This is a genomic window from Pseudomonas sp. P4_B3, from assembly GCF_056402295.1.
In genome coordinates, this window is the sequence record NZ_JBFUHR010000002.1 from 150,549 (window position 1) to 173,989 (window position 23,441).

General features: G+C 52.9%; 21 protein-coding genes and 3 pseudogenes. 10 read left to right on the plus strand and 14 right to left on the minus strand.

Annotated elements, in window-relative coordinates; genetic code table 11:
- Nucleotides 1–9 precede the first annotated feature (9 nt).
- A pseudogene (locus AC1DWG_RS02725) lies at nt 10–118 on the minus strand (hypothetical protein); the annotation flags it as partial.
- A 785-nt stretch (nt 119–903) separates the two neighbouring features.
- Between AC1DWG_RS02725 and alr the strand changes: the two are divergent.
- The gene (gene alr / locus AC1DWG_RS02730) at nt 904–2,133 is read left to right on the plus strand and encodes an alanine racemase (RefSeq protein WP_477762103.1); all 1,230 of its coding nucleotides are present in this window, start codon (nt 904–906) and stop codon (nt 2,131–2,133) included.
- Between the two features lie 168 nt (nt 2,134–2,301).
- On the opposite strand, the gene AC1DWG_RS02735 is transcribed toward alr, so the two are convergent.
- Nucleotides 2,302–2,724, minus strand: a complete 423-nt coding sequence (locus AC1DWG_RS02735; protein WP_477762104.1) for a DoxX family protein — start codon at nt 2,722–2,724, stop codon at nt 2,302–2,304.
- Nucleotides 2,725–2,834: 110 nt separating this feature from the next.
- Between AC1DWG_RS02735 and AC1DWG_RS02740 the strand changes: the two genes are divergently transcribed.
- Nucleotides 2,835–3,728: a LysR family transcriptional regulator gene (locus AC1DWG_RS02740; protein ID WP_477762105.1), complete on the plus strand. Its 894-nt coding sequence runs from the start codon at nt 2,835–2,837 to the stop codon at nt 3,726–3,728.
- A 223-nt stretch (nt 3,729–3,951) separates the two neighbouring features.
- Here AC1DWG_RS02740 and AC1DWG_RS02745 read toward each other — a convergent pair whose 3' ends face one another.
- The 12 genes and pseudogenes from AC1DWG_RS02745 to AC1DWG_RS02800 all read right to left on the minus strand — a co-directional run bounded on the left by AC1DWG_RS02745 (nt 3,952) and on the right by AC1DWG_RS02800 (nt 14,268).
- The gene (locus tag AC1DWG_RS02745) at nt 3,952–5,130 is read right to left on the minus strand and encodes a M20 aminoacylase family protein (protein WP_477762106.1); all 1,179 of its coding nucleotides are present in this window, start codon (nt 5,128–5,130) and stop codon (nt 3,952–3,954) included.
- A gap of 113 nt (nt 5,131–5,243) precedes the next feature.
- Nucleotides 5,244–5,567: a sigma factor gene (locus AC1DWG_RS02750; RefSeq protein ID WP_477762107.1), complete on the minus strand. Its 324-nt coding sequence runs from the start codon at nt 5,565–5,567 to the stop codon at nt 5,244–5,246.
- A gap of 236 nt (nt 5,568–5,803) precedes the next feature.
- Complete coding sequence (locus tag AC1DWG_RS02755) at nt 5,804–6,589, minus strand: methyl-accepting chemotaxis protein (RefSeq protein WP_477762343.1); 786 nt, start codon at nt 6,587–6,589, stop codon at nt 5,804–5,806.
- 72 nt (nt 6,590–6,661) lie between these two features.
- Nucleotides 6,662–7,693: pseudogene (locus tag AC1DWG_RS02760) on the minus strand (cache domain-containing protein); the annotation flags it as partial.
- 114 nt (nt 7,694–7,807) lie between these two features.
- Nucleotides 7,808–8,305, minus strand: a complete 498-nt coding sequence (locus AC1DWG_RS02765) for an Lrp/AsnC family transcriptional regulator (protein ID WP_477762108.1) — start codon at nt 8,303–8,305, stop codon at nt 7,808–7,810.
- 12 nt (nt 8,306–8,317) lie between these two features.
- Nucleotides 8,318–9,079 (minus strand): ABC transporter ATP-binding protein, encoded by a 762-nt coding sequence (locus AC1DWG_RS02770; RefSeq protein ID WP_477762109.1) that lies wholly within the window; start codon nt 9,077–9,079, stop codon nt 8,318–8,320.
- A 103-nt stretch (nt 9,080–9,182) separates the two neighbouring features.
- Nucleotides 9,183–9,893: an ABC transporter permease gene (locus tag AC1DWG_RS02775; RefSeq protein WP_477762110.1), complete on the minus strand. Its 711-nt coding sequence runs from the start codon at nt 9,891–9,893 to the stop codon at nt 9,183–9,185.
- Nucleotides 9,890–10,618, minus strand: coding sequence for an ABC transporter permease (locus AC1DWG_RS02780; RefSeq protein ID WP_477762111.1), 729 nt, complete (start codon nt 10,616–10,618; stop codon nt 9,890–9,892). The genes AC1DWG_RS02775 and AC1DWG_RS02780 overlap by 4 nt, the downstream gene beginning before the upstream one ends.
- Nucleotides 10,619–10,675: 57 nt before the next feature.
- Nucleotides 10,676–11,458: a transporter substrate-binding domain-containing protein gene (locus tag AC1DWG_RS02785; protein ID WP_477762112.1), complete on the minus strand. Its 783-nt coding sequence runs from the start codon at nt 11,456–11,458 to the stop codon at nt 10,676–10,678.
- A 282-nt stretch (nt 11,459–11,740) separates the two neighbouring features.
- Complete coding sequence (locus AC1DWG_RS02790; protein WP_477762113.1) at nt 11,741–12,112, minus strand: M81 family metallopeptidase; 372 nt, start codon at nt 12,110–12,112, stop codon at nt 11,741–11,743.
- Between the two features lie 275 nt (nt 12,113–12,387).
- Nucleotides 12,388–12,876 (minus strand): hypothetical protein, encoded by a 489-nt coding sequence (locus AC1DWG_RS02795; RefSeq protein ID WP_477762114.1) that lies wholly within the window; start codon nt 12,874–12,876, stop codon nt 12,388–12,390.
- Nucleotides 12,877–12,966: 90 nt separating this feature from the next.
- Entirely contained in the window at nt 12,967–14,268 is a 1,302-nt protein-coding gene (locus AC1DWG_RS02800) for a D-serine ammonia-lyase (protein ID WP_477762115.1), read from the minus strand.
- 33 nt (nt 14,269–14,301) lie between these two features.
- Between AC1DWG_RS02800 and AC1DWG_RS02805 the strand changes: the two genes are divergently transcribed.
- From AC1DWG_RS02805 to AC1DWG_RS02840, 8 genes and pseudogenes are all read left to right on the plus strand, one after another.
- Nucleotides 14,302–15,315, plus strand: a complete 1,014-nt coding sequence (locus tag AC1DWG_RS02805; protein ID WP_477762116.1) for a LysR family transcriptional regulator — start codon at nt 14,302–14,304, stop codon at nt 15,313–15,315.
- 309 nt (nt 15,316–15,624) lie between these two features.
- A pseudogene (gene ltrA / locus AC1DWG_RS02810) lies at nt 15,625–16,798 on the plus strand (group II intron reverse transcriptase/maturase); the annotation flags it as partial.
- Between the two features lie 312 nt (nt 16,799–17,110).
- Entirely contained in the window at nt 17,111–17,398 is a 288-nt protein-coding gene (locus AC1DWG_RS02815; RefSeq protein ID WP_477762117.1) for a transposase, read from the plus strand.
- Nucleotides 17,399–17,905: 507 nt separating this feature from the next.
- On the plus strand, nt 17,906–19,474 hold the full coding sequence (locus tag AC1DWG_RS02820; protein WP_477762118.1) for an ABC transporter substrate-binding protein: 1,569 nt from the start codon (nt 17,906–17,908) through the stop codon (nt 19,472–19,474).
- A 59-nt stretch (nt 19,475–19,533) separates the two neighbouring features.
- A complete protein-coding gene (locus tag AC1DWG_RS02825) occupies nt 19,534–20,550 on the plus strand; it encodes an ABC transporter permease (protein WP_477762119.1) in 1,017 nt (338 codons plus the stop codon).
- A 1-nt stretch (nt 20,551) separates the two neighbouring features.
- A complete protein-coding gene (ddpC, locus tag AC1DWG_RS02830) occupies nt 20,552–21,448 on the plus strand; it encodes a D,D-dipeptide ABC transporter permease (protein ID WP_477762120.1) in 897 nt (298 codons plus the stop codon).
- 2 nt (nt 21,449–21,450) lie between these two features.
- Nucleotides 21,451–22,440: an ABC transporter ATP-binding protein gene (locus AC1DWG_RS02835; protein ID WP_477762121.1), complete on the plus strand. Its 990-nt coding sequence runs from the start codon at nt 21,451–21,453 to the stop codon at nt 22,438–22,440.
- A complete protein-coding gene (locus tag AC1DWG_RS02840; RefSeq protein WP_477762122.1) occupies nt 22,437–23,432 on the plus strand; it encodes an oligopeptide/dipeptide ABC transporter ATP-binding protein in 996 nt (331 codons plus the stop codon). Before AC1DWG_RS02835 ends, AC1DWG_RS02840 begins: the two co-directional genes overlap by 4 nt.
- Nucleotides 23,433–23,441: the final 9 nt, after the last annotated feature.

A 23,441-nucleotide genomic window follows, 5' to 3' on the forward strand; every position in this document is an offset into this window, starting at 1 on the left:
TACCGCTAGTTTCGGTACGAAGGTAGTGATTCCGGCTTGCTCGCAGGCAAGTATTTCCAGCTCCTTGTAATAGCCTCGGTCGGCGACCACCGTTAAACGATTCAACACCGATCTCCTCACACGCCCAATCGACCATAATGCTGATCTACGCTCGGTCATTTCAAACAGAGCGCTCAGCCAAACATAAAACTTGCTCAATTCCTGAACTGTACATCGCAAGCGCTGTACTCCACAGTGCCGAGGTCATTATCCACAGAGTTACCCACCCTTTTTGTGGATAGCTTTAAGGGGAATTTGCGCACATAAAAAGCACAATTCAGAGCAACACTGAAGGATGCACAGGGAAGCTCCGTCAGTCATCGGTCATCGGGCAACCGCTGTCGCTCACCAGGTATATGCGAGCAAGGCAAAGGACTAGGAAGCAGCTTGCGAAGAACTCCGATCAACGCCGTCAAAACTTAGTGCGCCAGATTGAGTTCCTCAACCAAAACGTCGACCATGCGCACTGATTTTTGGGGACTTCATGTGGACGTAAATGTGGTGAGCAAACAGATGGGTGATCGCCAGACCCGATTCAAAAACCGCAGGCCCTCTTAAGACGGCGCAGTTAAAGTATCAATGGAGAAGCCAACAAATAGTACACGAATTGATCTGTATATCGGCGCTGATTGAAAATTAACTCCCTTCTCACAAACCGCTCTCACTCCGCCCTGCCACCCAGCAGAAACAGTAAAGACACTAACATCAGAATAACCCACACGAGCAGTTAGCTTGCTATAACGAGCAAAACGCTCTATGCAACAAGCTATTTGCCAACTGGCACCTGTGTATTGGCGGTGTAGCATTGAGTGAACAACATGACACCAACTACCACTACAAAAAAATAACTCAAAGAATGAAATAATGAAAATAATATCTTCTCACTTTGTTGCTGTTGGCTTACTTACACTCGGCACTCAGGCTTTCGCTGCACCGCTGCTACAGGAGTACAATTTCAAGCAGGACGTGAATGCAACAATAGGCCAAACAAACGCCTGGTTAGAGATCAGTAAATCTGCTTTCAAGCAAAATATCGAATTCGTAAAAGGCGGATTATCGAAAGGCAGTAGTTTGTGCGCTGTGATGAAAGCAGATGCTTATGGTCACGGTATTGCATTATTGATTCCGACGATCATGGAAGCGGGTATTAATTGCATCGGTATTGCGAGTAATGAAGAAGCGCGAATTGCCAGAAAAGAGGGCTACACAGGAAAAATAATTCGTGTTCGGCAAGCCACGGAGGGAGAAATCGTCAGCGCATTGCCTTATGACATTGAAGAGCTTATCGGCAATGCACAGGTAGCCCGAGCCATCAGCACGCTGGCAGAACACAATGGCAAGCCCATCAAAATTCATCTCGTTACCAATGCAGGCGCCATGAGCAGGAATGGCTTGGAGCTTGCCACCGAGCAGGGCAAAAAAGACGTACTGGAAATCACCTCAATGAAGGGACTGAAGGTCACCGGGATCATGACGCACTTCGCCGTCGAGGATAAGGCCTTCGTCATGGAAGCCTATGACAAGTTCATGTCGGAGCAGGACTGGATCATCAAGACAGCCCACTTGAACCGTGACGAAATCACCGTTCATTGTGCCAACTCGTTCGCAACGCTTGACGTCCCGGCAACACACTTGGACATGGTGCGTGTAGGAGGAGCCCTTTACGGCGATTTGATCGGCCGTGCCGAGCTGAAACGCGTCATGTCACTCAAAAGCAAGGTTGCTGCGGTCAACACCTATCCTGCCGGAAACACAGTGGGTTATGACCGCACCCTCACACTGACTCGAGACTCCAGGCTCGCCAACATCCCAGTAGGTTACTCAGATGGCTACCGCCGAGTGTTTACCAACAAGTCTTTTGTCGTCATCAATGGCGTGAAAGTGCCCACGGTCGGAAAAATCTCGATGAACACAGTTATGGTAGATGTGACCGACATAAAAAACGTCAAGCCCGGCGATACCGTAACGCTCTATGGCAAACAAGGCGATGCCGAGATTACACAAGCTGAATTGGAAGACATCAATAACGGTGCACTGCTCGCCGATGTTTACACCATGTGGGGCACCTCAAACATTCGAATACTGGTCGACTAAAGCAAGAGGCCCGTAGCATGTGATGAAAAGCCACCTCATCAGGGTGGCTTTTCATTGCGGAGTTGCACTGATCCGCCAGTTGGCCAAAAACCGCACCAGAGTTCAGTTGGCAACGGAGCTTCGGCCTGGGCAGCGGTCATGGTTTTTTCAGGACGTCTGTTCCGTCTTTCAGCTGGCGGCATTTTTATCCGATGCACGCTGCCTCGTTAGGGCATAAGCACCATCGCCACACAGCGCGATAGCAATCAGCACCGCCGTCCAGAATGCTGGGTACTCCCAGCCCCCGCCGGTACTGCTGAACAGCCAGCCATTACCCGAGTGCGCCCAGGTGGCACCCAACAAAACAGGAATGGCCGCCAAGGCCGCATAGCGAGTTTTAAAGCCCAGCACCAGCATTGCACCCGTGGTGACCTCAACTCCGAGAACCAGCCACGCCAACACACCCGGCAAGCCAATCGACTCAAAAAAACCTGAAGTACCTGACATTGTAAAAACGAAAACCTTTAAATACAGAGAGTGCGCCAGCAACGCAATACCAGCTGTCAGGCGAAGCAATAAAACACCATAGGAGATACCTTTATAATCGTCCATACAACTTCCAAAATAACACTGACAGTGCACGTTGCGCTGCCTTCCGAATATATTGTTGCGAGTAATCAGCAACCCTACAATCTGCAATTTAGCTATTACGGACTGCATATATGCACACTTGGGACTGGGACGATCTGCGCCTGATACTTGCCGTTGCCGAACACAAGTCTTTTGCCGCTGCCGGACGCGCACTTCATCTTAATCACACCACCGTGCTGCGGCGTATCAATGCGTTCGAAAAACTTCATGCATTTCGACTATTTGATCGCCTCTCGACCGGCTACACAATGACTGACGCCGGAGAAGAATTACTGCAGACAGCACAAATCATGAATATCGCCGTCAGCGAACTGTCCCGCAAACTCGAAGGCAAGGATCTGCGATTGGAGGGCATACTCCGCATTACCACCTGCGATACTTTAATGGCATCCATTTTACCGGAGGCACTTGGAGGATTCAGTGAACTCCATCCCGAGATATCACTTGAAGTCACCACCGGCAATTTCATCAGCGATTTGGCCCAACGGCATGCAGATGTAGCAATACGAACCAGTGACAGTCCTCCCGACGCATTGATCGGTAGGCGTATCGCCGATGTCGGGTTTGCCGTTTACGCTGCCAGGGGATTTTCTGAGCGTCATGGGGGCGTTGATCCAGCACACTTCAATCGATGGCTTGCCCCGGATCTCGCGCTTGGTCAAATGGATATTGCAAAATGGCTGCGTGCCAGCGTTCCTGCAACGTCCATTGTTTTCAAGGCCGACTCTTTGGTCACCCTTAGGCAAGCAGCACTGGGGGGCTTGGGAATAGCCGCACTTCCCTGCTATTTGGGAGATTCAACCCCCGGGCTAGAGCGGGTCCCGTTCGTAGGACTCAACGCCCTCAAAACGGGACTTTGGGTCCTCACCCATCAGGACCTGAGACATACCGCTCGGGTGCAGGCCTTCACCCGCTTTGTGAATGAAGCACTTCAACGTTCCTGGCCTGGACCGATAACCACATGACCATTGAGCAGAGTGACGTACTTCAGATGGGACGTAACCTTGCGTACCTTTCAATTGCGATTTTTCCGGACAGTTTTACTTTCTTTATTCATGGGAGTCTTGCCGGGGAGGCAATCCCTGGTTGTCACCAGTGCCGTAATCATTGCGCTGGTGACTGAGCTGCTCCTGTTTCTCACTCACAAATGGTGCTGGATCGGGTAAGTACCACCTGATCTCAACCGACTCAAACCAGAAACTGTTCAACTAACCGAACCCAGTAACTAGCCCCCGTCCCCAGGCAGTCATCGTTGAAGTCGTACCCAGGGTTATGCACCATGCACCCCCCCTCCCCATCACCATTACCGATAAAGAGATAGCTGCCAGGACAATGCTCAAGCATCACTGCAAAATCTTCACTGGCAGCAATAGGTGCCATGTCTTGAATCACCCCCTCTTCACCCAACCAATCAACAGCGACCTGACGGGCAAACGCAGTAAGCTGAGGATCATTGATCAAGGGTGGCAACGATTCTTCCCTATCAACCTCCACGCTGACACTAGCGCCGAAGCTAAGCGCCTGAGCTTGGGCAACCTGGACAATCCGCTTGAGAAGGTCGGCTCGAACGATRGGCTTCAAGGCGCGAACACATAGTTGGAGTACTGCATGCCCCGGAATGACATTGGGCGCCTCACCAGAATGAAAGGAGCCCACAGTGATCACCGCCGTCTCCAGAGGATCCGTATTGCGCGACACAATACTCTGCAGCGCCATGACAATTGCCCCTCCAGTAAGTATGGGGTCAATGGCTTTGTGTGGCATTCCACCATGCCCCCCCCTACCATCAATTCGAATTTCCACAGTATCGGTGGAGGCCATGAACGGCCCGGCCCGAAAACCCAACTTCCCTACTGGCAACCCAGGCATGTTGTGCATGCCGAACAACGCATTACAGGGAAATCGCTCCAGGAGACCATCATCCAGCATTTTCTGCGCGCCCCCATCGCTTTCTTCGGCGGGCTGAAAGATGACCACCAGCGTACCGTTGAACTGCCGGCAGTTGGCTAGGTGCTGCGCGGCAGCCAGCAGCATTGCAGTATGGCCGTCATGACCGCAGGCATGCATGGCGCCTGGATGCTGGCTCGCATACGGCAATCCGGTCTGCTCCAGAATGGGCAACGCATCCATATCTGCCCGAATACCAATGACCTTACTTCCACAACCTTGCTGCAAACGCCCTACGACACCAGTCCCCCCAAAGCCACGATGCACCTCAAATCCCCACGACTCGAGCTTGGCAGCAACCAGATCTGAGGTTTTGAACTCCTTAAGGCTGAGCTCCGGGTAAGCATGAAGCTGGCGGCGCAACTCAATCATTTCAGCTTCAATGGCACGGATACCCGGCAGCATGGGTCGAACAGTCATGGAATTCACCTGTTTCATGTAAGGGAGGCTCGCCTGCAAAGGGCGAGGATATAAAGCTCATCAACGTTAAGTGCTGCAAACTCTGCTCAATCACAGGCAGGCAGCTGCATTGTCTAGGGAGTCGTGAAGCGCATCATGACGCGCCCACCTCGAGCGAGTTTGTAGCGCGCATTGGCAAATACCCACGCCGTCGCTGGTTGATCTGGGAGGTACGTTTCGCGCCTGCTATGCACGGCCAACAATACTTCTTGCAGCAAGTCCTCGATTTCACTTGGTTGACGCTGAAGTCTATTACGCAGAAATCTACGCGCATGAACACTTAGCTCCGACAAAAACGTGAGATAGGCTTTGTCGTTTCCGCCCAGGCCTGCGAGGAACAATGCTTGTAGGTGAATCTCTCGGCTGCGCAAGGCTTCATCATGTGTAGTTCGTTCCATCGTCAACTCTGGTTACGCGGAGGTCGAATATTGTTGATCAACTGGTTAGATTTGAATGCTTTGAGATAACTCCAATTGCTCATGGCTCTTCCGAATTGACCTCGTTTTTAGGCGAGGAGATACATCCGAAACGCGATGCGATTCAGTTTGCTCAATGTGCCCTCAGTATCAATAACTCAGGGTTCCCACTGAGCAGGAAAAACTATTAATAATCAGCAGCGCTTGATGTATTCAACTTAAGTACGGAAGCTATCCACCAGATACTTGAGTCGACTGGCTTGTTGCTCAAGGTCATCACAGGCGAGCAAGGTGGCCTGGAGATTCTCCACGCCTTCCTGGTTGAGGGATTTGATCTCGGTGATGTCCATATTCAGCGAGTCGATTACAGCGGTCTGCTCTTCAGTAGCAGTGGCTACAGACTGATTTATGCCATCAATTTCGCCAATACGCTGAGTAACGCTCCCTAGTCGCTCGCCAGCCTGGTTGGCGATAACCACACCTTCATGGCTATAGCGCTCGCTTTCGCTCATGGTGCAAACCGCCTCACGGGCGCCGACCTGAAGCTCCTCAATCATCGTATGGATTTCTTGTGCCGATGTCTGAGTGCGGTAGGCAAGACTGCGTACTTCATCCGCCACCACAGCGAAACCGCGACCTGCCTCGCCCGCCCGCGCAGCCTCGATAGCGGCATTGAGCGCTAGCAGGTTGGTCTGTTCGGAAATGCCCTTGATCACTTCAAGGATCCGACCAATGCTCACCGTCTTACCATTCAGCGTCTCTATGTTGCTGCAGGATGCACGAATTTTTCCTGACAACTCGTTCATGGCGTTGATCGTCTGTGCTACCACTTGCCGGCCACCCTCAGCCTGAAGGCGTGCATCTGACGCCTGAAGTGAGGCATCACCGGCATTACACGCGATTTCCTGAGCGGCTGCACCCAGCTCGTTGATCGCTGCTGCAATGCTGTTGGTGCGATTGGCCTGTTCGTCAGAGTTTGCTATGGATGAGCTGGAGGCAAGCATCACTCGCTTTGCCACTTCGTTGACTTGTTCGGTCGCTGATGAGACTTCGCGTATTGAATGTTGGATTCGCTCCACGAAAAGGTTGAAGTCGCAGGCCAATTCTCCAAACTCATCTTGAGAATGCACGGCCAAACGTCGGGTCAGGTCCCCCTTCCCCTGGGCTATATCGCGCATGGCTTTGCCCATTAACCTCAGAGGTTGCATCAGTACGCGGATTAGCATGCCCAATAGAAGTAGCGTGATTAGCACGGCTATCAGAGTGGCGCAAATAGCTGAAGCGCGAAAATCACCTAACGCCTCGTAGGCTTTTTTCTTGTCGATGGACAAGCCGATATACCAGTTGACCGAGGGCAGTCCCTTGACCGGAGAGAACATCAAAATATAAGGAACACCCGCCAGCTCAGTCTCACTGAAATGGGTGCTGATAGTGGGCGTGTCTTGCGGATAGATATCGACAAGTTTTTTCATCACCAGGTCTTTATCCGGGTGGGCAAGTATCTTGCCGTCGGCACTGACCAAGAAGGCATAACCGATGCCGCCCAGATCGAGCGAACTGACAATTTTCGCCAGGGTATCCAAGGTCAGGTCACCACCGACCACACCGAAAGGTTGGTTTCCATGGTGAACCGGAGTAGCGATGGTCATCATCAACTGGCCAGTGGATGCATCCAGGTACGGCTCAGTCAAAGTCGTACCACCATCTGCCATCGCATCCTTGTACCAAGGCCGGGTACGCGGGTCATAATCGGCGGGCAATTCGTCTTTTGGTCGCATCGCAAAGCTGCCGTCGATACCGCCAAGATAGGTGAAGTTAAATGTTGAAAGCAGCGTCTTCTGTTCCAGTAGGCGCACCACACTGTCCGGCGTATTGTCGTTGGCAACAGTCTGAGCGATGCTGTCTATCAGCAAAACACGTCCAGACAGCCAAGCCTGGACATTGCTTGCAGCAATTTTGCTCATCCCCTCAAGGTGGCTTTCGAGGTTTGTACGTATAGCGTCGCGCTGAAAATAATCGTTGTACAGTGTGAATAATGAGAATGCTGCAATGACTACGAGCGATGCGGCGAGCAGAACTTTGTGGCTGAACCTTAAGTGGACAGTCATTGGCAATTTACCCGAGATTAAAAATTTCTGTTTTTATTATTTAACTCCAACGGCAGTCTTTAAGACCTGCGCCAGCTCATCTCATGCGTAGCCCGTATCTTTTACACTGCACCGCTAGTCGTGGTGTGTGGACGAATGCTTAACAACAGCCAATTCAGGGTAGGCAACCAGTTTGTCGATACACAGGTCCTCATTCTCCAACCAAACTTCCGTAAGCGCACGATAGTGCTTCATATCTGTACAGTGCATACGCAGGCTGTAGTCGAACGGACCACTGATAAGATGGCATTCCAAGACCTGAGGACAGCTATCTACACATGCTTCGAAGGCTTTTTGTGCAGTGCGCCGATTCTGGCTCGATATAGCGACCAATACCTGTAGTGACAATCCCGGTGAGACCTTTTGCACATCGATAAACGCACCATAACCGCGAATCACCCCTAGCCTCTCCAACTTGCGTACGCGTTCTTGGCAGGGGCTTGCGGTCAGGTGCACAAGTGTTGCTAGTTTCTGGTACGTGATGCGCCCGTCATGGCGTAATACGTCAATGATAGCCTCATCAATACGCCCCAATGCTCGTGAAAAATCGGGATTTTTTTCCTTCCTTTTCATTGTTAACTCTATTCACTTCAGTCCATTAGACAGAAACTGTTGAAGGCGCTCGCTGCGCGGATTATCCAGAATCTCTGCCCCTCCCTGCTCCTCGACTCGGCCTTGATGCAGAAACAGTAACTGGCTCGACACCTTGCGGGCAAAGCTCATTTCGTGGGTCACCATGATCATGGTCCGGCCTTCTTCGGCCAGGCCCTGAATCACCTTTAGTACTTCGCCCACCAGTTCCGGATCCAGCGCCGACGTCGGTTCGTCGAACAGCAGTACCTCCGGCTCCATCGCTAATGCTCGTGCAATCGCCACTCGCTGTTGCTGACCGCCAGAGAGAAATGCTGGAAACTGCTCCGCAACACGCGCTGGCAGCCCCACCTTGTCCAGATAACGTCGGGCACGATCTTCAGCATCTTTTTTGCTGACACCCAGCACCCGGCGCGGGGCCATCGTGATGTTTTCCAGAACGGTCATGTGGCCCCACAGATTGAAGTGCTGGAAGACCATGGCCAGACGGGTGCGCAGCCTTTGCAACTCAACGGCATCGGCCACCTGCATGCCATGATGTTTTTTGACCATGCGAATCTGCTTGCCGTCCAAGCTCATGGCTCCGTCATTGGGTGTTTCGAGAAAGTTGATGCAGCGCAGGAAGGTGCTTTTGCCTGACCCACTGGCGCCGATCAAGCTGACCACATCACCGGTTTTGGCTTTCAGAGATACGCCCTTGAGTACTTCGTGGTTACCGTAACTCTTGTGCAGTTCTTCAACAGTCAATTTGTACATGTGCGCAATCATCCTCTAAGGGAAAATGTGGCGTCGCTGTGCAGCTGTGACAGCCGGCGACAAAGCCCGAGGCCTAATGAGCGGCCATATGGAGTACCAAGCCCTAATGAGCCGGACCAAGGAAAGCCAACCAACGGCGCTCGGCGATGCGAAATAGTCCGACAAGCGCGAAGGTAACCATCAGGTAAATCAGCGCAGTAATACCGAACGATTGAAAGGTCAGAAAGGTCGCCGAGTTGGCGTCGCGAGCAACTTTCAGAATGTCCGGGACGGTTGCAGTGAAGGCCACAGTGGTCGAATGCAGCATCAAAATTACTTCGTTGCTGTAGTACGGCAACGAGCGGCGTAACGCCGATGGCATTATCACGTAGGCATAGAGCCTCCAACCCGTCAGGCCATAGGCCTTCGCAGCTTCAACTTCGCCATGGGCCATGTTGCGAATTGCTCCGGCGAAAATCTCCGTGGTGTAAGCGCAGGTGTTCAGCGCAAACGCAAGGACGGTGCAGTTCATCGCGTCGCGAAAGAATGCATCGAGCACCGGTTGTGCACGAACTGCAGCCAGGCTGTAGATCCCGGTGTAGCAGATCAGCAACTGGATATAGAGCGGCGTTCCCCGAAACAGGTAGGTGTAGAACTGTACGGGCCAGCGTAGGTAACACTTGGATGAAACCCGGGCAATGGACAACGGGATCGACACCAAAAAGCCGATGAAGATTGAGGCACTGAGCAACCACAAGGTCATGGCCAGCCCCGTGATCTGGTGGCCGTCGCTATAGAGAAAAGGCTTCCAGTAATCTTGCAAGAGTTCGATCATCGTACAGCCTCCCGGGAACCTGCCGCATAACGCCGTTCCAACCAACGCAGGACATAGTTTGAAGTACTGGTAATCACCAAATAAATAAGCGCTGCCAAGACCAGAAAATAGAACAATTGATAGGTGCTTTTACCAGCGTCCTGGGCTGCCTTTACCAAGTCAGCAAGGCCTATGATCGACACCAGTGCAGTGGCTTTGAGGATGACCATCCAGTTATTGCCAATACCCGGTAAAGCAAAACGCATCATTTGCGGGAAGACCACAAAGCGAAAGCGCTGAGTGCGACTTAAACCATAGGCGGTGGCCGCTGCCACCTGTCCACGGGGCACAGCTAGCATCGCCCCGCGAAAGGTCTCAGTGAAATAGGCCCCGTAGATAAACCCCAGCGTGATGATCCCGGCAACAAACGGATTGATCTCTATGTATTCCCAATCCAGTGCCTGCGTGATCCCGGTCAACCAGGTTTGCAGGCTGTAAAAGATCAGTAGCATCAGCACTAGGTCCGGCACCCCGCGAATCAGGGTAGTGTAGAGCTGTGCTGGGATTCGCAGGAGTTTGACACTGGAAAGTTTGGCACTGGCCCCGATAAGACCAAGCAGCACGCTCAACAGCAGCGAGAGTATTGACAACTTGACGGTCATCCAGGCGCCCTCCAGCAACAGAGGACCGAACCCTTTCATGCTGTATGTGGGGAGCCCAAGGGCCTGCAACAGTATTTCGAACATAATTCAGGAACCTATCGCGATAATAAAGCGCCCGCCCCGAGGACGGGCACCGGGGCCTTACTTGCCGCTATAGAGATTCAGATCACCGAAATGTTTTTTCTGGATTAAGTCATAGGTACCGTCATCGTGTAACGCTTGGATGCCCTTATCCAAAAAGGCCTTGAGGTCTTTGTTACCTTTAGAGATACCAATAGCTGTTTTGGCTGGCAGTAACTCGCTGTCAACGGGCTTACTGACTTCATAACCAGTGCCTTGGGGGGAATTCAAAAAACCCAGCTGCGCTTGCAGCATGTCCTGGATCGCCGCATCGAGGCGACCGGAAACCAGGTCGTAATAAGCCTGATCCTGGTTCTGATAGGCCTGAGTTTTGACACCAGCCTTATCTAGAACCGCTTTGGCATAGGCTTCCTGGATACTTCCTTGCAAATAGCCTACGGTCTTACCCTTAAGGGAAGTAACCTCTTCGCTCAGACCAGAATTTTTCTTGAACACGTAAGAGGTTGCGCCGGAGAACAGCTCATTTGAGAAGTCGATGACTTTCTCGCGGGCAGGGGTCACCGTCATGGAGGAGAGAATGCCGTCAAACTTGTTGGCCTTCAGGCCAGGAATCGTGCCGTCGAAATCGCTCTCGACCCATGTGCACTTGACCTTCAATTTGGCACAGATCGCATTCCCCAGATCGATATCAAATCCCGTAAGACTGCCATCTGCGGCTTTAGACTCGAATGGTGCGTAAGAAGCATCAACGCCAAAACGCAGTTCTTTGTACTCCTTGGCCAACGCTACATTCGCGCAAAGAGGAAAAAGTGTAAATACGAAGAGCTTTCGAAGCGAAATCATATGAGAATCCCTAGATGTTGTAGTTTGATTTAAGGGCAGTTAACAATTTGACGGCTTTGACCATGTTTTTTTGGCAACTACTGTTCGGACATAAATCCTCAATAGTCGTACTTTACTGCTACCCGCCGACTGACGGACTACTGACAAACACTTCCCAAACACTTAGCAATAAAAATCCCGCTGCACCTCCATTTTTTTAAACATTCAAGAATTTTACATCCAGTCACGACAGGTATTTCACGGCCTCGTACTGGCTACGGAAATAGTACGCCGATGATCAGCTCAGCCAAATATGGCAAACAGATCAATATCATGAGCAAAACGCTTGCAACAGAGAGCAATTTGCTTGACTGAAAAACCATTTCGTAAAGCCAAACGAAGAAATAGAAACAGGGGATAGGCGGTCTCTATTGTTCCCGAGGGCGTAGCCTCCGCAAGGAACGTGTAGGCAAGCTCTACTCCTGCACGGTTGGCCCCTTCAATGAAGCCTCCCACTTGATGGTTTGCCCCCGAGAACGCATGTGCGATTTCATGTCCTCGATAGTGTTCGAATGCCGCAAGCGTCGTCAGTCCGGCGAATTCTGTAGCATAGGTATTTGTCTCATGGATAAATCCTGCTACTGCCAAACGGATTTTCGAGTCATTGGAAGTCAATGGTGTTACCTCTGTAAAAGATGTGCGCTTAGCGATTGACCTGTTTGGGATCAAAGCTCAATGAGATGAGCGTGCTAACCAAGAGACTACCCGGGATGAACAAGATAGCGGGAGACGAGCTATGGAGTGTGTCGAGAATCCAGCCGATCAAATAAGGACTCACGAACGGAACAGTAAATAATTCCGCACGCACAAACATCCACTTCCATCCTGCGTAACCGCCCACTTGATGGAGATGTCCCATGATCCAGATAGATAACGGACTACCTATAAGGTCAGCAAGCGGGATGACCGTCAGGAAGAAGGCGGTAATCTTTGCCCGATGATGACTGGGAAACCGGTACGTCAGATAGAGGATGACGCCAGGATAAAACCCTGCCTCGACCCAAAAAAAACACAATGTGTATAACTGACAAGGAGCGATGACCATGAGCGCGGAAAGCAATCCGCATGACACCATGATGCGAGCGCATCCACACCCGTACCTCGATCCCACGCATGATGAGGTTGCTCGGCACCTCAAACAGCATATAACCGATGAGAAAAAGCCCAGCGCCCAACCCGTAGGCGGCTTCGCTGAACTGCAAGTCAGTCAGCATATTCAGTTTTGCAATACCAATATTGATGCGGTCCAGGTACGCAACAACATAACAGACCATTAATAATGGAATGAAATGCAACCCTGCGGCATAGGGCATTGGCATTGACTGCTTCGGTAGGGGGTGGTGTGCAACGCTGGAGGCTGCGGCTGTTCTCTGGCTCATGGATAAGGGTCATTGTTTTTATAGTTTTATAAGGTTGATTAGTCGACCCAAAGCCATTTCGGGCGGGCGCTTCTTGCGATCAGTGAATATTCAGCAGGACAGGTCCTTCGCACGAGCCTGGAAGCTCACGTGTTCCTCCGGTGGCACCAACGACCCGCCCGTCGCCCAGATCAAATGCGTCGCGTCACTGATGTCGAGGTTGTTGTCACGCAGATATTTTTGCCCTTCGGATGTATGTTCCAGCCAACTTGGACCACCGATACCCGCTGCAGCGGAGGGCTCGAGCGAAACGTCAAGGGCGTGCTTCGTCTCGAGCAGTTGAGCGTAAAGTTGTTCGTCGCTGATGGTGAACACCCCGGCCAGCTGCGCAGCCATCAAAGGGCTTACGAAGCAAGAGGCTTGCCCGACTGCTAACCCATCGGCTTCTGTGCGATTGTCCAGGCCGATGTCGTAAACCGAAACCGGTTGCTCATTTCCGGCTGCCAATTGAACGAGCATACAAGGCGAAGCGACCGGTTCTGCAAAGAAACAATGCACGTTCGGCCCATACAACGCTTTCAGGCCATAGGTGATGCCCCCAGGAGCCCCCCCCACACCGCAAGGGATGTAGACGAACAAAGGGTGGGCGGCATCAACTGTGCGACCGGCTTCGGCCAATTGCTCGGCCAAATGCCCAGCACAGGCTGCATAGCCGAGGAACAGCAGGCTGGAGCGTTCATCATCAACGAAATGGCAGCGCGGTGTACTCAAGGCTTCCAAGCGCCCAGAGGCGACCGCTTGGGCATAATCGCCTTCGTGCTCAACCACGCGTACGCCGCGATTCCTAAGGCGGTCTTTCTTCCAAAGCTTGGCGTCGGTAGACATGTGAACCACTGCTTCAAACCCGAGGGCTGCGGCGATGACGCCGATGCTCAGCCCCAGATTGCCAGTGCTGCCGACTGCAACCACGTGCTTGGAAAACAATTCTCGAGCGGGCAGCGAGGCAAGAATGCGCCGGTCGCCGAGCTCCCCTAGCAAACCGTGCTCGATAGCGATGGATTCGGCGTGTGTCAGTATTTCATGGATACCACCGCGCGCTTTGATGGACCCTGCAACAGGCAACTCATCGTCACGTTTGATGAACCATTTACCTTGACTACATCCCAGGTTCTTTTGCAACTCGTCCGCAGGCATCAGTCGGGACTCGATCTGCCCGCCAGTGCTCTCAAGCTCGGGAAACAGCATCGCCATCAAAGGTTCGCATTGTTTGAGTCGTACTTGTGCGGAGGTGATCTGATCTGCTGATGGGGCGTCTTCGGGCAGGGGCTGCCCTACATTGGGATTGAGCCACAGAAGTGGTTCTCTCAATTGTAGTTTTTCTAATAAGTCAGTAGGTTTGAGCGCGAAGGTCATTGCGGTTGGCCTTTTTGTTGTAGATTCTGGCTGTTGAGCAAAATACTAGAACCGTTGACGTCGCAAAAACAACGTTATTTTTTAATGACTTCATTAGCCGGGCTAATATCTATGCACCTCTATTCTTCCATCCTTGGTGCGCTGAAATGCTTCGAAATGGCTGGGCGGCAGCTGAGCTTTACCAAGGCCGCTCAAGCGCTCAACCTGACCCAAAGCGCGGTTAGCCAGCAAATTCGTCAACTGGAAGACCGCCTCGGCTATCCGTTGTTCGTGCGTCAGGCACGGGGTATACAGTTGACTAGCAAAGGTCTGGTGCTCTTCGATACCACCTCGAAAGCATTTCTCGATATCGACCAGACGCTTCAGCAACTCAGTCTGTCGAATACACCATTGCAGGTAAGCTGCTTACCGTCACTAGCGTTGCAGTGGTTGTTGCCGCGTTTGACTGAGTTTCATTTCCAGCAACCAGACGTCTCGGTGCGCCTGAAAGCCGAATTTCAGATACTGAACCAACATGCGATGAACATCGACGATATCGATGTGGCCATCCGTTACGACCCGACCCATTACAGCCAAATACAAGCTGACATCATCCTTGATGAGTATCTTATTGCCGTGGCGAGCCCCGAGTACCTTGCACAGCATCCATCCTTCGCAAACGGCGAAAACCTGAATAGCGTCACACTGCTACACGACGCGGCACCGTGGATGGGAGCCCCCGAATTTGTCGAATGGCGCACGTGGTTAGAAGCGGCCCGCCCCGAGTGGATTGAGCAAATGGACGGGCTGCAATTCAATCTTTCCAGTCTTGCCATCACAGCGGCATTAAATCATCAGGGGGTAGCAATGGGCCGTACCGCCCTGATTTACGATGAGCTCAAAAGCAAGCGTCTCGTCAATGTATTCGGGACCTATGTGAAGGCGCCCGCCCGTTATGTGCTGTTGTCCCGTCAGCCGAAAGACCCACGCGTTATGGCTTTTACATCGTGGCTCAAAGCCGAGTGCAAGCGTTTCGATGGGCTAAGGAAGCTACTGCAATCAGCATGACAGGGATCCTTATCGTTCGAATCCCGCCTGTCGAGTGAACCGAGACTAACGGATTGAACTCAGCCTGAAACCGGCTATCGTCACAGTGGATGCCATGGCATCGACAGGTAAAACATCTGCCTTTCCGGACCCGATTTGGCAACGCAGATCCGACAGGCATAAGCAGGAAGGTCGCGCGAATTACCCTGGGAGATCTGCAGGTTTGCCATTGTGCTACCGAGCGTCGAGAGGCGACGGGATGAGCCTGCAGAAGTCAGCCGAGGCCGTAGTAAGTGGCGAGTAACCACGCCACCAAGGGCCGAACAGGTTATGCCGCCAGTAGGCGCCAGAGTCTCGTTGAATACCGAAATGCAGAAATTTCTCCCAGAGAAGACTGTTACCCGAGTCCCGGACAGAATCCGAGGACGACGGCTGACAGCGCACAGGTATCGGCGGTGTCTGTGACGTGGACGAACGCGGAGCCGGACACGCTGATGGCGCGGGTGCTTGCACCGGCCAACCTCAAGCGTGCGTATCAGCGCGTGGTCAGCACAAGGGTGCGCCGGGTGCCGATGGCCGGACGGTCGACGAATTGGCGGGCTACGTGAAACAGTATTGGCCGACCCTCAAGGCTCGGTTGCTGGCCGGCGAGTATCACCCGCAAGGTGTACGTGCCGTCGAAATCCCCAAGCCCAAAGGCGGGACAAGACAGCTGGGCATTCCCAGCGTCGTGGATCGCCTGATCCAACAGGCGCTGCTGCAACAGCTCACGCCGATCTTTGATCCGCTGTTCTCGGATTACAGCTACGGTTTTCGTCCGGGCAGAAGCGCCCACCAAGCCATCGAAACAGCCCGTGCCCATGTGGCGGCGGGTCACCGCTGGTGCGTGGAACTCGATCTGGAGAAGTTCTTCGATCGGGTCAACCACGATGTATTGATGGCCTATGTGCAGCGTCAAGTTGAAGACAAACGGGTGCTCAGGCTCATTCGCCGTTATCTCGAGGCAGGCGTGATGTCGGGCGGGATCGCCAGCCGACGGCAGGAAGGGACGCCGCAAGGCGGCCCGCTCTCGCCGTTGCTGTCGAACATCCTGCTCAACGAACTCGACCAAGAGCTGACACGGCGCGGCCATCGTTTCGTGCGTTATGCCGATGAYGCGAACATTTGTGTGCGTAGTCAGCGGGCTGGCGAACGAGTGATGGCAAGCGTCGAGCGGTTCTTGAGGCAGCGTCTGAAACTGACGCTGAATCGGGAAAAGAGCCGCGTGGCACGGCCTTGGGTCTGTGACTATCTAGGTTACGGGATGAGCTGGCATCAACAACCGAGGTTAAGAGTAGCGACGATGAGTCTGGGTCGCTTACGCGACCGACTCAGAGACCTGCTGCGCGGAGCGCGGGGCCACAAGATGGCGAACGTCATCGAGCGGATTAACCCCGTACTGCGCGGCTGGGCTGGCTACTTCAAACTCAGTCAGAGCAAGCGACCCCTTGAAGAACTGGACGGCTGTCCAATCGGGTGATTTGCGAAGTGCAGCGATCAAACCAAACAAATTGTTGAATGGCTGTCCTGGCTTTACCCCTCGTAGTAAATCCGAGGCATTGAAAACCACCACTGTATCTGACAGGCCACAACGATAGACCGACCAAGCTTTCTAACGGCAAGCACCGGAAGTCGTACCCCATCGCGAAACCGGTGTGATTCTTGGCGTAATGAGCCCAAAGGGGCAAGGAATCCACGCGCTCAGTGAGCGAGCAGATTTTGTAAGAGTTTTGGAGCTGTCTGTTCATTCAGTGACGATCTTGGCGAGATGCCCTGCGTGACTATCCTTTATCCAAAGCCCTTCAAAGCCCAAGTCGTCCAGGAATGYCTGCAACCGGGCGCCTTTGTTGCCAGTGTCTCGATGAGTCACGGCATCAACGCCAACGTCGTGCGAAAATGGTTGCCGCTTTACCGCGATCAACAGCTCACGGACTTGCCCGCTTTCTTGCCGGTGAAGCTGGAACAAAACATTCAGAACGAAAGTCCGTCAGCATCGAGTTTCCGCATCTACTTGTCGCTCATTGCTCGCAAAGTGGGCACGATAAGACCCATTTCGTCCAGTTGAAATATCAAATCTTCCGTCGTACGCGAACACCTATTAGTCGGCGATCCCAAACAGAGAAAAGTGTTCGTTGCCCCTAAGTGACTGACTCTCCCCACCTCCCCTGCCCTAGTCGCACGGAACACCGTTTCGTGCCGCCGCTGTCGGATTGAGCCGTTGGTTTGAGCCGTTGGTTTGAAGCTCTTACCGCAGCAATTCGCGGCTTACGAAGCATCAAAAATCCTCACGAGCGGCGCTTGTAGATGTTTTTTATTGATGTTAGATTGATTACATCGAAGATCGAAATGTAACAATAATGGTAATTCGATAATCTTCAGGAGCACTGCCAATGAACACCTACGGATAACCAGTTTTGCGTTCGACCTGAGGCCCACCCAGCCTTCAGGGCTTCAAAAATAAAAAAAGACAAGCATCAGAAGCGTTTTTTCTGACGATGACTTGTGTCCCTCAGTGTGCGTTTGCACCACTGCCGTTATCTGATTTTCATTCGGAATAACGAGGAAACTTGCGATGACTCGTATGCATCTTGGCAGCTCCTGCTCTACTCCCAAATTTCGCATTCACCTGGCCTTTCTGTGTTTTGGCTTGCTACTTCAACCGACTGTCTTCGCCAGCAATGCGACTGATACTTTGGTCATCGGCAAAACCGTGGATCCATTGACTATTGACCCAGCTGTCACATTTGATACTAATGATTGGACGATTACCTATCCAGCCTATCAAAAGCTGATGCGTTATCAAGAGAAAGACGGCAAGGGCCTGACCAGCATTGAGGGTGACCTCGCACAAAGCTGGACCACAAGCGCAGATGGATTGATTTGGGAGTTCAAGCTAAAACCCGGCAATAAGTTCGACGACGGTGCTGCAGTCGACGCTGACGCGGTGAAGTTCTCGTTCGACCGCCTGATGAGACTCAAACGCGGTCCTTCGGGAGCTTTTCCCGACGATATGCAGGTCAATGTGGTTGACCCGATGACCGTACGTTTCACTTTGAGCAAACCCTACGCACCATTCGTCTTTACGTTGGCTACCAACGGTGCGGGCATCGTCAATCCCAACATATCAAGCAAGGGAGATGCTGATGCTTATCTCTCAAACCACACCGCTGGATCCGGTCCGTTTCGCCTGGCTGAATGGAAAAAAGGACAAAGTTTGACCATGCTGCCGAACAGCCATTTCGCAGGGCCAAAGCCCGTATTGAACAAGGTGGTGATCAGAATCATCGGCGAAAGCTCGGTACGTCGCCTACAACTTGAACATGACGACCTCGACATTGTTGAGAACATGCCGGAAGACCAGCTCGATGGAATGCAAGGCAAGCCCGGAGTAACGGTTTTTCGCGCACTGTCTCAACAAGTGTCCTATCTGTACCTGAACAACGGAATAGCACCGTTAAGCAACCCGGATGTGCGCCGTGCAATCGTCAGTGCGATCGATTATGAGGGCATCGTCAGTGGCATTCTTAAAAACAAGTCCCAGCGTCTGACCCAACCTATACCGACGGGTATGTGGGGCAACGATCCAAGCATCATCGCGGTAACCCAGGATTTAATCTCGGCTAAAGCCGCATTGGCCAAGAGCGGGCAATCCGTCAAAACGCTGACCTTCATGTACTCCGACAAGGATCCAACCTGGGAGACGATTGGCCTGACAATACAAGCCAATCTGGCCGAATTGGGCATCAACTTACGCTTGGAAAAACTGGCCAATGCACCCATGCGTGAGCGGCTCGACAAAGGCGACTTCGACATTTCCATCGGCTATTGGACCCCGGATTTCTCCGATCCTTTCATGTATATGAATTACTGGTTCGACTCCAGTAAAAATGGCTTGGCCGGCAACCGCTCCTTCTATCACAACGCAAAAGTCGATGAACTGATCCGCAAGTCTGCATCGCTCAGCGATGTGGAGGAACGCACGCGCCTGTATCAGCAAGCACAAAAAATCGTTATCGACGAGGCAGCCTACGCCTATTTGTACCAGAAGAATTATTCAATGGCGATGCGCGACTCAGTCAAGGGGTTCGTGTTCAACCCAATGCTTGAGCAGGTGTTCAACATCGGCAGCATCAGTAAGTAACTCTGCGTTTCCGGGAGCGCTGCGCTCCCCACCTACGACTATATTTTTATGAGGTCCACATGGGCTTTCTTACGTTGCTGCGCAAACGCCTGACAGGTTTGCTGTTGGTGTTAATCGGCGTCTCGTTGATAACTTTTTGCATCTCACATTTGATACCGGGAGATCCGGCAAGACTGATTGCCGGCGATCGGGCCAGCGAAGCCGTCATAGAAAGCATCCGACATCAACTCGGTCTGGATTTACCCATCTACGAACAGTACGGCCGCTATATGCTTGAGCTATTCAGCGGGGATCTCGGCACCTCAATCCGTACCGGTCGACCGGTGTTAGAGGATTTGCAAGTTTATTTCCCAGCGACTCTGGAACTGGCCCTGACCGCACTGCTGTTGTCGATCCTGATCGGCATTCCTTTAGGAGTATTGTCCGCTGTTTATCGTAATCGCTGGATCGATCAAGTGGCGCGGGCAATCTCCATCATTGGGATTTCGACGCCGACCTTTTGGCTTGCTCTCGGTCTAATCATGCTCTTCTACGGGCATCTCGGCTGGTTGCCCAGTGGTAGCCGAATTGACCCCGAATTCACGCCACCGCCGACCATAAGCGGCTTCTACCTTATTGATTCCTTGCTCGCAGGTGACTGGGCGCTGTTTGCCAATACCTGGCTGCATCTTCTATTGCCCGCAATAACGCTGGCATTGGTAAACCTTGGCGTTATTGCGCGGCAGATCCGTTCGGCAATGCTCGAACAACTCGACGAAGACTATATCCGCACCGCGCGTGCTTATGGGTTATCACGGCGAACAGTCATTCTTCGCCACGCCTTGCCTAATGCCATGATCCCAACAGTAACGGTCATCGGCCTAACTTTAGGCGACCTTTTATATGGTGCCGTACTGACTGAAACAGTATTTGCATGGCCGGGAATGGGTGCCTACGTGGTCGATGCGATTCAGGCCTTGGACTTTCCCGCAGTCATGGGCTTCGCGATTTTAGTGTCACTGGTCTATGTGCTAGTCAATCTACTCGTCGACGTGCTGTACGGCTTGATCGACCCACGTATCCGCGAGGTAAGCTGAGATGTCCGTAATCCCCACGTTTCTTATCTACCTACAATCCGGCCGGCAACGCCACAACGAACGTCTGAAGTACACCTTGCATCGGCTGCGGCAAAACCCGTTGGCTATGATCGGCCTGAGCATCGCATTATTGGTACTGTTCTGCGTGCTGTTTGCGCCATGGCTGGCGCCATTCAATCCGAATGCCATGAGTTTGGCTGAACGCCTGCAAGCGCCTTCCCTGAAGCATTGGTTTGGCACCGATGAGATCGGACGTGACCTGCTCAGCCGCGTGCTTTATGGCAGCCGACAATCCGTTGGAGTCGGTCTTTTCGTGGCCTTTGTTGCCGGAATCTCTGGTGCCCTGCTTGGCTGCATGTCCGGACTTGTCGGCGGCAAGTTCGACAGCATGATCATGCGCCTGATGGATATTTTGCTTTCGGTACCTTCGCTGGTATTGATCATGGCAATGACCGCTGCACTCGGCGCGAGCCTGTTCAATGCAATGCTTGCAATAACCCTCGTACGTATCCCGTTTTACGTGCGACTGGCACGTGGCCAGGCGCTGTCCATTCGAGAAATGGCTTATGTCAAAGCCGCTCGCACTTTCGGCGCTGGGCACATGCATATCATCAGCTGGCATGTGCTGCGCAACGCCATGGGGCCGTTGACCGTGCAAATCACTCTGGATATCGGCAGCGCCATTTTGATGGCCTCGGCCCTCGGTTTTATCGGACTGGGGGCTCAACAACCAGATGCCGAATGGGGCGCGATGGTTGCCAATGGTCGCAAGTACATTCTCGATCAGTGGTGGTATTCGACCTTTCCCGGTGTGGCGATTCTGATTACTGCCGCCGGTTTTAACCTGCTCGGTGACGGCATTCGCGATCTGCTCGATCCTCGGCAACAGGGTAAATGATCATGAGCGACCAAACTGTATTAAGCATCGACGATCTGAGTATCGAATTCCCGGCCTATAAAGGCAATGTTAAGGCCCTTAACGGCGTCAGCCTTCATGTAAATCCCGGCGAGATCGTCGGTGTGGTTGGTGAATCCGGCTCAGGTAAGTCGGTTACTGCCATGCTCAGCATGCGCTTATTGGTTCCTGGCAGCTATCGAGTCCGATCCGGCAGTTTGACGATGCTTGGCAGGGACATGCTAGTCGCCAACGAACAGGAGCTGCTGAAAATTCGCGGTCGCGATGTGGCCATGATTTTTCAAGAGCCAATGACCGCTCTGAATCCAACGCGGCGCATTGGCAAGCAGATGCTCGACGTGATCCGTCACCATCAATCGACTGACACCACGACAGCCAAAGCCAAGGCACTGGCCCTATTGCGCGATATGCACATTGCCGATGCCGAGCAAGTAATGCAGCGTTATCCCTTCGAGCTATCGGGTGGCATGCGCCAGCGCATCATGATTGCGCTGGCATTCTCCTGCGACCCCAAACTATTGATTGCGGACGAACCCACCACCGCACTCGACGTGACCGTACAGCGCCAAGTACTACTGCTATTGCGAGAAAAAGCTCGTCAGCGCGGTACGGCAATCTTGCTGATCACCCATGATATGGCGGTGGTATCGCAATTCTGCGACAGGGTATATGTGATGTACGCCGGCGCCGTAGTCGAACAAGGGCCTACCGCCGAGCTCATGGCGGCTCCACGACATCCTTACACCGCCGCGCTATTGCGTGCCTTGCCTGACCAGGCCCAGCCGAAAACACCTCTGCACACAATTCCTGGCCAGGTTCCCAACCTTTCGAACCCGATAGTGGGCTGTAGCTTCCGGGAACGCTGCGGGTATGCCAGCACTGTATGCGCAGAACGTCCATCTCTACAGGTACAGGTCGCGGGTGAAAAGCGCAGTACTGCTTGCTGGGTAGACACTCTGGAGATCATGGCATGAACCAGCCCGCAACCGCTGACGAGATCGTACTGAAACTCAACGATGTGCGAGTTCATTTCCCTGTTGACCATAATTGGCTGGGACGACCCACAGCCACCGTACATGCGCTCAACGGTCTCGACCTCGAATTACGCGCAGGCGAAACGCTCGGCATCGTTGGTGAATCCGGGTGCGGGAAAAGTACCTTGGCGCAATTACTGATGGGCCTGCAACACCCAACTCAAGGCAAGTTGCAATGGCGAACCCGGGAAGACCAGCGTAGTAACGTCCAGATTGTTTTCCAGGACCCTCAAGCGTCGCTCGATCCGCGTTTGCCGGTATGGCGAATTATCACCGAGCCTCTGTATGTACAGCGCCCCGCGCCGCGCGAAGAAATGCTTCGTAAGGCCCGAGCTGTTGCGTTGCAAGTCGGTATTCGCCCCGAATACCTCGACCGTTACCCACACCAGTTTTCCGGTGGCCAGCGCCAACGAATCGCGATTGCGCGAGCTTTGGTCAGTGATCCCGACGTTATCGTACTGGATGAGCCGACATCCGCACTCGATATCTCCGTACAGGCGCAAATCCTCAATCTTCTCGGCGAGCTGCAACGTAACCGGCAACTGACCTACGTGCTGATCTCGCACAACGTTTCAGTCGTTCGTCATATGAGCGATCGGGTAGCGGTGATGTATCTGGGCCAAATCGTCGAATTGGGCGACACATCCCAAGTTCTCGCACATCCACGACACCCCTACACAAGATTGTTACTGGATGCCATCCCCCGATTGGGAGGAGCCATGGATGCAGGCACCAGTGCGGAAGCAACCGACCTGCCCGGCAATCGTCGATTGCCCCAGGGTTGTTTCTTTTACGACCGCTGCCCGGACCGCACCGAGGGATGTGAGCACCCGCAAATTTTAGCGGCCAGTGATGATCGCCAGGTACGTTGCCATTTACAGACATGCGGGCATGAGAACGCCGCTGACCCAATTATTAAGTCCATTATCTAACCCGAGGAA